We start from the raw sequence: 13,057 nt of genomic DNA on the forward strand, positions 1-13,057 counted from the left end.
ATCGTTGGCAAGATCCGCATGGCTCATGCGCCGATGCTCAACCATTGGTGGCATGTGACGCTGTACGTCAGCCCGCGCGGGCTGACGACGTCCACCATTCCCTACAGCAATGGTGCTTTCGACATGGAGTTCGATTTCCACGAGCACGTCCTGCGGATCCGGACCAGCAACGGCAGTGGTGCCGGCATCAGACTGGGCCCGAAGCCGGTGGCTGAATTCCATGCCGAGACCTTCGATGCCCTGGACCGGCTCGGGATTGCCACCGTCATCCGGGCGGTGCCTAACGAGGTCGATTCGGCCATACCGTTCGCCGAGGATTACCTGCACGCCTCCTACGACCAAGAAGCGGTGCGCCTCTACTGGGGCCAACTGATCCAGGCGGACCGCCTGATCAACGTGTTCAGGTCATCCTTCCGGGGCAAGGTGAGTCCCGTGCAGTTCTTCTGGGGAGGAATGGACCTGGCCTGCGCGAGATTCTCCGGCCGCCCGGTCCCCAGGCACCCCGGAGGGATCCCGAACTGTGCCGACTGGGTCATGGCGGAGGGCTACTCCCACGAGGTCAGCAGTTGCGGTTTTTGGCCCGGCGGCGGCGACGAAGGCGCATTCTATTCCTACGCCTACCCCGAGCCCGAGGGGTTTACCGGATCAACGGTCGAACCCTCGGACGCAGCCTACGACCATGATTTGGGGCTCTATCTGCTGCCCTATGAGGCGGTGCGCCGCGCACCCGACCCCGACCGGCACGTGCTGCGGTTCCTGCAGTCCACCTACACCGCCGCGGCGGTGGCGGGGCGATGGGAACGTACCGCGCTGGAGACCGATCCAGCCAGGCTGCGGCATCGAGCGAACCGGGATCCTGAGCCCCCGTTGTAGCTCCCCGGGCCTGTCCGGCCGGGCGTAAAGTTAGCCTTGTTCCGCGCGTATCCGAGCGAGGAGGCGGTCATGGCCGAGACCCCAGGGATCGATGTTTCGGTGCCGCCCAGCGGTCCGGGCTGTGTTGAATGCGACGCCGCCGGCGGCTGGTGGCTGCACCTGCGCCGCTGTGCCCAGTGCGGCCACATCGGCTGCTGTGACAATTCCCCCGCCCGGCACGCCACCGCCCACGCCGACTCCACCGGGCACCCGTTCATCCGCAGCTTCGAACCGGGCGAGGACTGGTTCTGGGACTACCGCAGCTCCACCTACTTCCGCGGCCCGGAACTGCCGCCTCCGGCACATCACCCTAAAGACCAGCCCGTTCCCGGCCCGGCCTCACGCGTCCCCGACGACTGGGAACAACGCCTGCAATGACACCCGCCCCGGGACCTTGCATCCGCCCGATCCGTCTCAGGCTCCGGCCTGTTTCAGGGCCTGTTCCGCGTGCCGGTAGCCCACCGTTTCGTATTCGACGATGACGAGGGCGGGCGAGGCGGCGACGATGAGCAGTGTGGTGCCCACGCTCGCACCCAGACCCACCGCGACCACGGCGAACGCAAGGACGACTCCGGCCCCGCTGAACACCCAGATATGCAAGCGGTCGGCATTGCGCAGCAGGTAGGAGTAGATCGTCACGAGCGCCAGCTCGAAGAGAAACACCGGGATAACAACCGTGAGCACCGTCGCCGTGGCGCCGATGTGGCTCTCGCCGGAAATGAACACGGCCGCGGCATGAAGGCCGGCGCCGGTGGCGACGACCGTTGCGAAGACAATGATGTGTCCGTAGCTCCAACCGAACGTGCGGCGGCGGTGAACCGCCAGCACACGCCCGGCCGGAACGGTGAAGTACAGCCACCACATCGCGAAGGCCAGGGCAGTGCCGCCCGAAGCGACGAGCACAACCTCCGCCGACCATCCCGAGCGATCAACGACAGCCGTAATGGCCAGGACCGTACCGAGGATCACCTCGCCGAGGGTGATGATCACGAGCAGCGAGTACCGTTCGGCGATGTGGTGCGGATGCCAGGGAGTGCCTCCCTCCTTGCGTTCGGCGAGGACGGGGCCCGCCAGTTCGACCCCGGTGAAGGCCGCGATGATCCATGCCGTTGCCCCGATCGGGAGCGAGGCGAGGATGAGCAGCACCCATCCGATCTGCGCCACCGAGATGGTGACTGCGTAGGCCAGGCAGGCCCGTCGGTGCTCGGGATCGTGCCGTGCCGCGCGGAGCCAGAGGGCGACCGCGGCGACGCGCATGATCACATACCCGCTCACCATGATGCCGTTGTCGACATGACGGCCCTCGTCGATAGAGCGGAAGAAGGGAGGCAGGCCCAGGGCTATCACCAGCACCCCAATCATCTCGATGAGTGTGGCGATGCGGAAGAAGACGTCGTCGTTGTCGTACGCGGAGGCCAGCCATGCGTAGTTCACCCACGGCCAGCCGATCGCGAAAACTCCAAGGCCGAACCCGGTGACCGCCGCAGGCCAGTGCCCGAGCTCCAGGAGCAGCGCCGTCTGCGTAGAGACCGCGCTGAAGCCCACGACAAACGTCAGGTCGAAGAGCAGCTCGAGCGGGGTTGAGGCGCGGTGTTGCTCGGACGGATCACGCCCCGACATGCGTGCGAGCCGATGGGGAAGGCTCATGTACGAAGGCTACTCCGAGATGAACCAGCCCGGGAGGCGGGATACGGCAGCCGCCCGCCTCCCGGTGACGCTAGCCGCGCGCCGTGGCCGCCTCCTTGATCAGCGCGGCCACGGCCTCGGGCTGTGAGACGTACACGGCATGGCTCGCGGCGACTTCAGTGACCGTTGAACCGGCCCGTTGGGACATCGCCTGCTGCGCGGGCGGAGGGATCATCCGGTCATCGGTGGCGATCAGATACCAGCTGGGCACGTCCTGCCAGTCGGGTTTGGTGACTGTCCCTTGCGGGCGGGGACGCCCCATGGGACCTGCGAATCGGCCATGAACGCCGCCTGTTGCGGTGGCACGTCGGCGGCGAAGAAATCGGCGACCTTTCCCGGTCCAGGAACAGGAAACGGTCCCAGGCCGGCAGGATCGGCGGGCCCCGGGGCGCCAGGGCGCGGATCGGCGATGAGGCTGTTCACGCGCATGCTAGACCCGGAAGCCTGCACGCCGCCAGTGCTAAAAAGCTTTACCCGCTGCCGCTGCCGCTGCCGCTGTCGTGGTCCGGCGATGTGCCCTGGCACCACGGCACCGCTAGTGCAGGCCTTCCTTTCGTGATCACGGTGTCGGAGGTCTTTCTACCGCCCCTGGCCGGGTGCGTCGGGTGGCGTCAGCCGAAGGTGCAGTCGACGCTGACTTTCCTGAGGGCGGTCTCGAGAACCCAGTTCCTGATCGTCGAGACGCTCCACGGACAGCCTCGACACTCCACGGACATGGACCGGGACCGCTTCCTCAAGCCGCGCGACACCGGCGCCGGTCAACGCGACAACCACGCCGGGCCCGTCGCCGGCGACCTTCGCCCGACGTACCAGGCCCTCATCAACCAGCCCCGCGACGCGGCGCGTCAATCCCGAGCGCGAAATGAGGACGCGGTCACAGCGAGGTCAGTCATTTGGAGCTCGCCGCCCGCTGCGGTCAGCTGCGCCAGGACATCGAAGTCTGCCAGGCGCAGCCCGGAAGACTCCCTGAGGTCGATGTCGAGCTGGCGCATGAGGGTCGCGTGGGCACGCAATAACGCGCCCCATGCCGTCACCCCCTGCTGGCCCGGAAGCGACTCTTCCGAAGGGAACGAGGCTGCTCCCCTGTATTCCACGCCTGGCGGATCAGGTTCTGGGTTGCTGCGGGCAGGGAGTCAGGACTCCCTCCCACCGGGGAGCATACTGGTGTGGTGAGGATCGACTCCGGGTCCGGGGCTCAGAGGCGGCGGGTGGGGGCAGGAGTGAGTCCGTACCCGCCGATAGCTGACTATGCGTTCCTGTCCGACTGTGAAGCAAACTGCCTGATCGCACCCAGCGGTCAGGTGGAGTGGATGTGCGTGCCGCGTCATGACTCGCCGAGCGTGTTCTCCGCCATGCTTGACCGCACCGCAGGCGCCTTCAAGGTGGCGCCCTACGGCGTGCGGGTGCCCACTGCGCGCCGATATCTGCCCGGCAGCCTGATCCTTGAGACCACGTGGCAGACAAGGACGGGCTGGCTGATCGTGAGGGACGCCCTCGTGATGGGCCCGTGGCACCATACCGAAGAGAGAGCCGGCCGATACCGGCGCCCGCCGACGAACTTTGAGGCTGAGCATTGCCTGCTGCGCACCGTCCGGTGCGTCAACGGTACCGTGGAACTGGCTGTGATGTGCGATCCGGTTTTCGGCTACGGCCGGCGCAGGGCCCGGTGGGAGTTCGCCGGTCCCGGTTACGGGGAGGTTCTGACCGTCAGCCGGGACGACGCAGATCCTGTGCTCCGGCTGACCACCGACCGCCGGCTGGGTATCGAGGACTCCACCGCGGTGATCCGCACCCGGATGACCGAAGGCGAACAGGCGTTTATCGCGCTCTCCTGGGGGTCGCTGCCCCCGCCGCGGGCATGGGAGCAGGCTACGCAGCGGCAGTGGCAGACCACCGAGTTCTGGAGGCAGTGGATCACCGGCGGCGAGTTTCCGGACCACCCGTGGCGGGAGGAGCTGCAGCGCAGTGCTTTGACGTTGAAAGGCCTCACCTACGCGCCGACCGGCGCCCTGGTTGCAGCGCCGACCACATCACTCCCCGAGACGCCCGGGGGGGAGCGGAACTGGGACTACCGGTACACCTGGGTTCGCGATTCCACGTTCGCACTGTGGGCGCTCTACACCCTCGGACTGGACCGCGAGGCCGACGACTTCTTCGCATTTATCCGCGACGTCGCCGCAGAGGACGACCTGCAGATCATGTACGGAATCGACGGCGAGCGGGACCTTCCCGAGGCCATACTCGAGGAGCTCAACGGCTACGACGGCGCCCGGCCCGTGCGGACCGGCAACGCCGCCGTCCACCAACGGCAACTCGATGTCTGGGGTGCCATGCTGGACTCGGTGTACATTCACGCCAAGTCCAGGGACCAGCTTCCCGAGCCGCTCTGGCCAGTCCTGCTCCGGCAGGTGGAGCAGGCCGCCGTCCACTGGCGGGACCCGGACCACGGCATCTGGGAGGTCCGTGGCGAACCAAAGCACTTCACCTCCTCAAAGCTCATGTGCTGGGTCGCCCTCGACCGTGGCGCCCGGCTTGCCCGGCTGCACGGCCAGCCTGATTACGCGCGGAAGTGGGACACCGTCGCGGAGGAGATCCACGAGGACATTTGCCGCAACGGTGTTGACGACCGAGGTGTGTTCGTCCAGTCCTACGGCACGATGAACCTTGATGCCTCCCTGCTCCTTATTCCCCTGGTTCGGTTCCTGCCGGCGAACGATCCGCGCGTGCGCGCGACAGTCCTTGCCATCGCCGATGAGCTCACCCGGGACGGGCTGGTCCTGCGCTACCGCCCCGAGCAGACCGATGACGGGCTCACGGGTGACGAGGGGACGTTCACGACGTGCTCGTTCTGGCTCGTCTCGGCCCTGGTGGAGATCGGAGAAGTGGTACGCGCCAAGGCGCTGTGCGAGCATCTGCTGTCCCTGGCCAGCCCCTTGGGACTTTACGCCGAGGAGTTGGATCCTGTGAACGGCCGCCACCTCGGCAACTTCCCCCAGGCGTTCACCCACCTGGCCCTCATTAACGCGCTCGTGCACCTTATCCGCGCCGAAGAAAGGAACCGCGCGGCGCAGTTCGCCCCGGCACACCGCCACACCTGAAAGCCGCCCCAGTCTCTCTGTTGGGCTGGGCGTAAGTGGAGCCTGCTTCTATCGCCGTGGGTTAACGCCGGTGATAGAGACCCCGTCAAGCTCGACGCAGTTGTCAGGTTGGGGTGTCGCTCATTTGGCGAGCTGCCTCCCGGGACTGATGCATTGTGAGCGGCTCCATAGCTGGACCTGTGAGGGGCCGCTTTCTAGAAGATGAATTCCTCTTGGTGTAGTTGGCGGGCGGGAGTCCTGCCTCTGTGAGTGCTGTTCTGACGGCTGCCGAGAATTTGGGGGAGGCGCAGATGTTGACGTCCCGGGTTGTCAGGTCTGGAACCATGTGGGCAGTTTCGGGCTGTCACGGCGTTCGCCGGGTCCGAGGACGGTCCCACAAGGAAGATGGGCAGGTCGCTGATGTCACTGTTAATGCGGATGCTCCCCTTCACCGTGCCTGCGGTGGCGGCGGTGTCTCGAACACGAAGCGGTCATCAAGCGGCCCCGTCATCTGGATCACCTGGCCCGAAGCGGGGTGGGTCTCCTGGAGCCGGGGCAGCTCAGGTTTCCCTGAGGCGGTCGAAAGCTCCGGGAAGGAGGTCTGGAGGAGGAGGACGGGGCCGACCCGGAAGAGGTAATAAGGAACTTGCACGGCAGGCACGCCACGGAGTCCATGAAAAAGCATGACCCGCATGCCTACGTGCAGATAGCAGACCCCGAAAGGCACTTTTCTACTGTGGGGGCGGAGATTCAGGACCGGATGCCCCACTCGCAGACAGCGGCGTATTGGTGGTTGCGCGTCCCCTGGGCATCCCGGTCTTCCGTGCGCGCATACATGCGGCCGAGAGCCTGCATGCCGGCGGTCTTGCTTGTTTCCGAAGGGGCGAAGAACACTTCGACGTACTCCTCGGGCGTCGTGTTCGGAGTTCCGACGCCACCAATCACGTCAGGCGCCCACCCGTGCACCCCTGCAGCGCCGCGCGGTGCGGAGCTGGCCAGGACAACTCGGCCCAGGCTGTCGGGAACGGTGACGAGGAACTCTTGAGCGAGGAAGCTGCCGATCGAAAATCCAAGCACGTCCAAGTGGTCCAACCCCATCGCGTCGATGGTCGAAGGGGTGACGCCGTCGGATCCGCCCACGCCGGCGTTGTCGAACGCAATCACCCGCCGTCCATTGGCGAGGGCGTCGGCGAGGGCGGGATCCCAGTTGTCCAGGTTGCCGCGGAAGTGCTGCAGCAGGAGCAGAGGGCCGCCGGCTGGGTCGCCAACCTCACGGTAGGCGAACGTCCGGCCGTCGGCGAGCGTGACTTTCAAGTTCGGGGCGTCTCCGTATCCCATGGTGTTCCTCGATTGGGTTCGGTTCTGATCAGGGATCTACGGGGTCACCGATGAGGGCACCCCGGTTGAGTTCGAAGGCGAGCGGGTCCGCCGCGGTGCGCTGGCCGATGCTCGCCTTGCGGTCGGTGTCAGCGGCGACGCGCGAACCTGCTCACCGTATTAGGCCTCTCCGGCTGCTTTGGCTTGCAGCGAGGCGATCTCGGAACGCGCGGCGGTGACGAGCTCCTCATTCGTCTGCGCGTGCCCCCAAAGGCCCCAGCCGCCGCCCGTCGCCTCGGTCAGCAGCACCCAGGTGCGGGCACGCAGCGCCTCGTTCCTGGACGCGGTGACCACGAGGTCGGTCAGCTGCGCGACCACGGCGAGCTGCTTGTCGCGATCCAGGGCGCCGGCGTTGGTGATCACCTGCACGCGGACATGGTCGCTCGCGCCTTCTGCGTCGGCGATGTTGGATGCCGGCAGCTCGTGAACGAACCCGGCGGTGTTCTGCCTGAACATCGGGATGTCGGGCACGGCCTCGGCGGTCTTGACGATGATGGCCGCGTCCTGGGCGACCTGGTGCGGGTCGGCGAACGTTCCGGCCGGTGCGTAGATGTCAATCATCGGCATGGTGAAGCTCCTTTGGGTTCCCCAGGGGCCGGGGCGGTCCCCCGGGCCAGTATCCACTATGCCATCCCTCATATTCAAGAGGATGCCGCATCGGCCTGACTGTTCCGGTATGATTCCGAGCATAAACATAGAGCCCGGCCGGAGCTAGGAGGTGCCCGATGGCTCGCGCCACACGCGAAAAGATGATCGAGGGAGCGGTGGAGCTCCTCGCCACGAAGGGTCTCCACGGGACGTCGCTGGGGGATGTGATCGACGCGACGGGCGCGCCGCGTGGATCCATCTACCATCACTTTCCTGGCGGAAAGGACGAGCTGATCGCCGCCGCGGTGGACGCGACCGGAGACGAGTACGTGCGGTGGATGGAGAAGTTCGTCGGCGCGTCGCCCGATATGGTCGCTGGCGGATTCCTGCAGTTCTGGCGGCACACGCTGTTGCGTTCAGACATGAAGGCTGGGTGCCCAGTGCTCGCCGTAACGGTGTCGACCGACGTTGACGATCTCATCGATCATGCGCGGGATGTCTTTCGCAACTCGCGCGCCAAGCTCGCGGAGCTGATGGCGGCCGCTGGTGTCGAGGAGGAGGCCGCTGCGCGGTTCGCGACGATCGCCGTCGCTGGAGCGGAGGGTGCAGTCGTGTTGGCGCGCGCGGAGCGGAGCATCACGCCGTTCGACGAAGTCGCGGATAACCTCGTGTCCCAGGTCGCAGCGTTGCCGCGAGCCTGATCACTATTCACCGGCGAGGAAGCGGTGCACGTAGCTGACAGCGAGAGCGCCTTCGCCGACTGCCGATGCTACGCGTTTGATCGATCCGTGCCGGACGTCGCCGACCGCGAAGAACCCGGGAATGCTGGTCTCGAGGGTGAAGGGGCGACGCTCGCGTGTCCAGACGCCGTCGAGCATCTGGTCGGTGAGGTCGGGTCCAGTCAGCAGCAGACCGTGGTTGTCGCGGGCGAGGTCCGTGCCGGCTGCCCATTCCGTGTTGGCATCTCCGCCGATGCAGATGAACACGCGGGTGGCGAACAGGGAGTTGTCGTCCCCCGCGTCGGTTCGGGTCTCCACCCCGGTGATCCGTTCGTCGCCGAGCAGTCGGGTGACCTGGGTGTTCGGCAGGATGGTGACCGCCGGATGGTGGGTAAGCCGGTCCACGAGATAGGCGGACATGTTCTTTGACAGTGACGGGCTGCGTACGAGGACGGTGACCGACGCGGCGTGCTGAGCGAGATTCATCGCTGCCTGCCCCGCAGAGTTCGCGCCGCCAACGACGACTACGTGCTCGCCGGCGCATTGAGGCGCTTCCCCGGCGCCGGCACCATAGTAGAGCCCGGCGCCGAAGTATCGTTCCTCCTCGTGGAGGCCAAGCCGCCGCCATCGGACTCCGGTGGCGCAGATGTTGGCGCGTGAGGTCATCAGCGACCCGTTGGACAGGGCGACGCGCAAGTGTCCGTCGACCATGCCGCCGTCGCCACCTTCACGCATGAGCAGCAGCTCGGCACCGAACTTCACCGCCTGTTGTCGTGCGCGTTCGGCAAGCTCGGCTCCTGGGATCCCCTGTGGGAAGCCGAGGTAGTTCTCGATGAGACTGCTCGAGCCCGCTTGTCCGCCCACCGCGTCGCGTTCGATCACCGCGACCCGCACGCCCTCGGACGCCGCGTAGACCGCAGCGGACAGCCCGGCAGGCCCGGCGCCGTAGATCGACAAGTCGTAGACACGGGCCGACGCCTCGGCGACCCAGCCCAGGCGGCGGGCAAGCGTCGTCGGGTCTGGCGCCTCGAGCAGGTCCCCGTCTGGGAGTATGACGATCGGGAACTGGAGGGCGGACAACGGTCGCCCCAGAGCGCGGATGCTCGCGTCGTCGTCGGCAAGTTCCGTCCACGAATACTGGGCGACTGTGCGGCTCAGGAAGTCGCGCAACACATAAGCGGCCGGTCCATCCCGCGCCCGTACATGCGCAGGATGCCGGTACCCGGGACCGGAGGGACGATGCTCATCGCCGGTACGCGAGCTGGCTCTGCCAATCCGCGGGTACCCGACCCGTGGGGCCAGGGACGGTCTGGGACAGCGGGTGATGGGCCGGGGGCGGAAGCGGTATTCCGGTGACCGGCTTTTCGTCGCGGTAGTCCCAGAACCAGTCCTCCCCGGGCTCGAAACTGCGGATGTACCGGTGCCCAGTGGCCTCGAAGTGTCGCCGTGCGTGCTGTTCGAGAGAGTCGTCGCAGCAGCCGATGTGCCCGCACTGAATGCACCGGCGCAGATGGAACCACCACCCGCCGGTCTCATCGCACTCGACGCAACCTGTACCGGAGGGAGGGGGTGCCGTGAACCGGCGTGGTGCTTCGTCGACCATGAGTCTATTCTATGAGGATCCACATAATGTTGCACAACGCCGGTCGCTACGACATCAACGTGTAGGCAGCGAGCCAGACCGTATACGGGTTTCCGAACTCCGGGTATGCGGCCTCCATCCGGGCGACGAGTTCCGGAGGAGTCGTGCTGGCTGCCAAAGCGGCTTCAAAGTCGAGGATGTACTGGCGCGACTCGTCGATCTGTCGATTCGCGTCATCGTCCGGGGCCTGCGGGTGGCGGTGCCCGGCAATCAGAGTCGTCGCCCCGATCGTCTGCACGGCGTCGAGGGCCCGCAGCCATTCGGCTCTCGATTCAGGCGTCGACTGGAACATCCACATGTGCACCCGGTTGTAGACGACGTCTCCCGGCACAGCGAGACCCAGCTCGGGTACAAACACCACGCTCGAATGCACGGTGTCGCTTCCACCGACGGGCACCAGTTGCGCAGAGGCGTCGCCAATCCCGATCTCGGTGCCCACGAGCGGGTCGGGGATCACAGGCCGGTCGGTGAGCTGACCGGGAAAGAAGCTGCCCCAGACCTCGAGGAAAGCGGGGTCCGTCTGACCTCGCATGTCCTCGATGGAGTCCGCCAGGGCGACCGCTCGCGCGTCCGGGTACGCATCCAGGATCGCCGGCAGGCCCAGCAAGTGGTCGCCGTGAGGGTGCGTGATGTACACGTTCGTCAATGGGCCGCTGTGGCCCTTGACCCAGCTGGCGAGGCGGCCCGCCTCGGGCAGAGTGATCAGCGTGTCGACGAGGAGCCCTCCACGATCGTCCCAGATATAGGTGGACGTGGAGGGCGGCCACGTAGCGGAACCGTGTGCTTCCTCGAACCCCGGGATCTGGCTCGGGATCGGCTTCGGGTCCACCTGGAAGAAGTCGAATTGCAGCGACATCGCGGCCTCCGATCGGGTTATGTCGATCACCATAGCCCTATACCACACGTCACCACAAGGCACGCATATTCGGCCGATCACCATGCGAGAAGTGGTAAGCAAGGGCCGGTGCCGGAACGTGCAATATCGTCGTGTCCTTTGTGTCGGTCCAACCAACCTCGAGCGCCTCCAACACGTGTCCTTCCAAGTGGATGCGGTTCTCGTGCAAGGGTGCCGCTTCCACCTGTGCCGTTGGAATCTGTCCGGGAAAGAGCCGATCCCAGGCCTGGGCACGCCGGGCGACCTGACGGAGCGTCAGCTTGATCGTTCCCGGAGTCGCGACAACTCGGGCGCCGATTGCGAGACGCGAACCAGTGGTCGCCGCGCCCATAGGCGACACAGATGTGCGTCAGATTTCTGCCACTGCTCTCGATCCAGTTCTGCACCTAACGGGCCTGGTCACTTGTGAACGGAGGATCTACAAGGACGGCGTCTGCCGCTCCGTAGATGAGGACGCTGAGCTGCGGCGACCACATGAAGCGGTCACCGTTTAGAACCCGCGTCTTTGACATCTTGCGGGATGGGACCACTAATGAAGACCACGTATCCAAGCCCGCCGTCCACGATGTTCCCCACGAACTCGCGGCTGCTTGCGGTCATGGCTGCTGCAGGTCCACCTGCGGACCATGACTACCCAGTGCTCGATGCAGCGCCCATCGGCGACACGGAACAGGTCATGGAAGATGTACGGCTAACCGGTTCGTGGACATCGTCGCGCAACTCCAGGCGCCGCGTAGTGTCCTCTCGAATCGACTGACGCGGCTCCTCGACCCGGGGCTCGTTGGAACCACCGATACAGCGCCCGGCCGCCACGAGACGACTACCTCCTGACTGACGCGGGGCGCGGTCTCGCGCCCACACTGCTTGCTCTCAAGCAGTGGGCGATCGTTGGTGCCGTGACGGAGTTAAGACCGCAGAGTTCGCGCACAGTTGCGGAGCTCAACTCCAAGTCGACAGCGTATGCCGTTCCTGCGGCGAGGTCGTAAGGTTCCGAGACCTCGAGGTCAGCGGTGGGACCACCCCTCCACACATCGTCCGCGACGGTGATGGCTGACGCGTGGCGCTGACACCAGCACGACGGACAATCGGCACCTCCGAGCCCATCCAGGCTTCCGGCGTCCTCAGAGCATGCCGGACAAGGCGTCGTTCATGATCTGCGCGGTAACAGAATCAACCATCTCGGCAGACAACGTAGCTGGCGCCGGTGACCTGCTCGTTCGCGTGGCCAAGTAGTCGTGATGCGAGGTGATCCCAGCCCTCTGCTCAACGAGTGTGGCCGCAGTTGCGACGGAATATGTGCGTCGTGAACTCCCCTGCGTCAATGCCGGCCGTTCGCAGCTGCCGCTCATAGTTGCTGACACTCAACGGCCTCTACTTCTTACTCGTCCTACTTAAGCGCCGATAATGGAGATTCGGTCAAGCTGGTTTGCTTATTCGGAACCTTCAGTGACGGCTGCGGAGCGCCTTCGATCTGCGGTGTTCAAGGCTGGCCAATGAGCCTTGTCTTCGTCTAAGTGGAATTCATGTGCATTCAGGTTCAGTGAGGCCAACTCTTCCAGCGCTAACGATCCAGCCTTTACTTTGGCATCATCCCAGCTGTCGATCTTGTCTCCCGGGGCCGTCCGTTTCACCCCGTTGAGTTCCATCCACGGTACGAAGCCGGCATTGTCATGGTCTGCATCCCACTGAAGAACGTCCCCGCAGGCAGTGCTGACGTAGCGTTCAACGGCGTCGTCCCCGCTAAAGCTAGAAACACGAGGGTTGCTGCCAGCCATGCCAACGACGGATGCTTGAACACTGGGGTTCCGGTCCACTACAGTTACGGGAGGTTAGGCACATTGCCAGCAAAGAAGTGTCGAGCTGCGAGATCTGTGGCGGGGAATGAGTATCCGAAGAGGGTCACACTCGAAGCATTTCGTAGGGCCTCCCTGGCTTTCCGCATTGTGCCCGCAGGCCCGAACTGGAGTAGTAGAGATTTTTCGTCCCGGTCGGGGGCACGATCATCGGTTTCAAGTCATCATATAAACCCTCGTGTCGGGGCAACGAAGTCCTTATCTGGTTGGGCTCGGACCATCGCACGTCGCTGTCCATGAGGTAATTGGCGTCTCCGGTCGTGGTGTTCATCCCGGCATAATCCCAGTTCGTTGATCCGTGCAGCTTG

13 protein-coding genes and 2 pseudogenes are annotated in these 13,057 nt (G+C 65.3%); 5 read left to right on the forward strand and 10 right to left on the reverse strand.

Annotated elements, in window-relative coordinates; genetic code table 11:
* Positions 1 to 873 (forward strand): DUF5996 family protein (locus tag ACFRAH_RS16015; protein WP_377991891.1); only part of this gene is annotated, 873 nt, incomplete at its 5' end.
* A gap of 69 nt (positions 874 to 942) precedes the next feature.
* The gene (locus tag ACFRAH_RS16020; RefSeq protein ID WP_377991892.1) at positions 943 to 1,290 is read left to right on the forward strand and encodes a UBP-type zinc finger domain-containing protein; all 348 of its coding nucleotides are present in this window, start codon (positions 943 to 945) and stop codon (positions 1,288 to 1,290) included.
* 36 nt (positions 1,291 to 1,326) lie between these two features.
* Here ACFRAH_RS16020 and ACFRAH_RS16025 read toward each other — a convergent pair whose 3' ends face one another.
* The 3 genes and pseudogenes from ACFRAH_RS16025 to ACFRAH_RS16035 form a co-directional block, all read right to left on the reverse strand.
* Positions 1,327 to 2,559, reverse strand: coding sequence for a low temperature requirement protein A (locus ACFRAH_RS16025; RefSeq protein WP_377991893.1), 1,233 nt, complete (start codon positions 2,557 to 2,559; stop codon positions 1,327 to 1,329).
* A gap of 70 nt (positions 2,560 to 2,629) precedes the next feature.
* Positions 2,630 to 2,917: pseudogene (locus ACFRAH_RS16030) on the reverse strand (alpha/beta fold hydrolase); the annotation flags it as partial.
* A 526-nt stretch (positions 2,918 to 3,443) separates the two neighbouring features.
* Positions 3,444 to 3,611 carry a hypothetical protein gene (locus tag ACFRAH_RS16035; protein WP_377991894.1) on the reverse strand — a complete coding sequence of 56 codons (168 nt, stop codon included), beginning with the start codon at positions 3,609 to 3,611 and terminating at the stop codon, positions 3,444 to 3,446.
* A 207-nt stretch (positions 3,612 to 3,818) separates the two neighbouring features.
* Between ACFRAH_RS16035 and ACFRAH_RS16040 the strand changes: the two genes are divergently transcribed.
* Entirely contained in the window at positions 3,819 to 5,696 is a 1,878-nt protein-coding gene (locus ACFRAH_RS16040; RefSeq protein WP_377991895.1) for a glycoside hydrolase family 15 protein, read from the forward strand.
* A 427-nt stretch (positions 5,697 to 6,123) separates the two neighbouring features.
* Here ACFRAH_RS16040 and ACFRAH_RS16045 read toward each other — a convergent pair whose 3' ends face one another.
* The 3 genes from ACFRAH_RS16045 to ACFRAH_RS16055 form a co-directional block, all read right to left on the reverse strand.
* Entirely contained in the window at positions 6,124 to 6,336 is a 213-nt protein-coding gene (locus ACFRAH_RS16045; RefSeq protein ID WP_377991896.1) for a hypothetical protein, read from the reverse strand.
* Positions 6,337 to 6,425: 89 nt separating this feature from the next.
* Positions 6,426 to 7,013, reverse strand: a complete 588-nt coding sequence (locus ACFRAH_RS16050) for an alpha/beta fold hydrolase (protein WP_377991897.1) — start codon at positions 7,011 to 7,013, stop codon at positions 6,426 to 6,428.
* Positions 7,014 to 7,172: 159 nt separating this feature from the next.
* On the reverse strand, positions 7,173 to 7,619 hold the full coding sequence (locus ACFRAH_RS16055) for a hypothetical protein (protein ID WP_377991898.1): 447 nt from the start codon (positions 7,617 to 7,619) through the stop codon (positions 7,173 to 7,175).
* Between the two features lie 158 nt (positions 7,620 to 7,777).
* Here ACFRAH_RS16055 and ACFRAH_RS16060 point away from each other — a divergent pair, with 158 nt between their 5' ends.
* Entirely contained in the window at positions 7,778 to 8,341 is a 564-nt protein-coding gene (locus tag ACFRAH_RS16060) for a TetR/AcrR family transcriptional regulator (RefSeq protein WP_377991899.1), read from the forward strand.
* 3 nt (positions 8,342 to 8,344) lie between these two features.
* Here the strand turns inward: ACFRAH_RS16060 and ACFRAH_RS16065 are convergent, their stop codons facing one another.
* The 3 genes from ACFRAH_RS16065 to ACFRAH_RS16075 all read right to left on the reverse strand — a co-directional run bounded on the left by ACFRAH_RS16065 (position 8,345) and on the right by ACFRAH_RS16075 (position 10,890).
* On the reverse strand, positions 8,345 to 9,532 hold the full coding sequence (locus tag ACFRAH_RS16065; RefSeq protein ID WP_377991900.1) for an FAD-dependent oxidoreductase: 1,188 nt from the start codon (positions 9,530 to 9,532) through the stop codon (positions 8,345 to 8,347).
* A 70-nt stretch (positions 9,533 to 9,602) separates the two neighbouring features.
* Positions 9,603 to 9,962, reverse strand: coding sequence for a UBP-type zinc finger domain-containing protein (locus ACFRAH_RS16070; protein ID WP_377991901.1), 360 nt, complete (start codon positions 9,960 to 9,962; stop codon positions 9,603 to 9,605).
* 46 nt (positions 9,963 to 10,008) lie between these two features.
* Positions 10,009 to 10,890 carry an MBL fold metallo-hydrolase gene (locus ACFRAH_RS16075; protein ID WP_377991902.1) on the reverse strand — a complete coding sequence of 294 codons (882 nt, stop codon included), beginning with the start codon at positions 10,888 to 10,890 and terminating at the stop codon, positions 10,009 to 10,011.
* An 809-nt stretch (positions 10,891 to 11,699) separates the two neighbouring features.
* On the opposite strand from ACFRAH_RS16075, the pseudogene ACFRAH_RS16080 reads away from it, so the two are divergent.
* Positions 11,700 to 11,882 (forward strand): annotated as a pseudogene (locus ACFRAH_RS16080) (hypothetical protein); the annotation flags it as partial.
* A gap of 444 nt (positions 11,883 to 12,326) precedes the next feature.
* Here ACFRAH_RS16080 and ACFRAH_RS16085 read toward each other — a convergent pair.
* Positions 12,327 to 12,671, reverse strand: a complete 345-nt coding sequence (locus tag ACFRAH_RS16085; RefSeq protein ID WP_377991903.1) for a hypothetical protein — start codon at positions 12,669 to 12,671, stop codon at positions 12,327 to 12,329.
* Positions 12,672 to 13,057 lie beyond the last annotated feature (386 nt).

This window comes from Arthrobacter sp. NPDC056727, assembly GCF_042790555.1.
GTDB lineage: Bacteria > Actinomycetota > Actinomycetes > Actinomycetales > Micrococcaceae > Arthrobacter.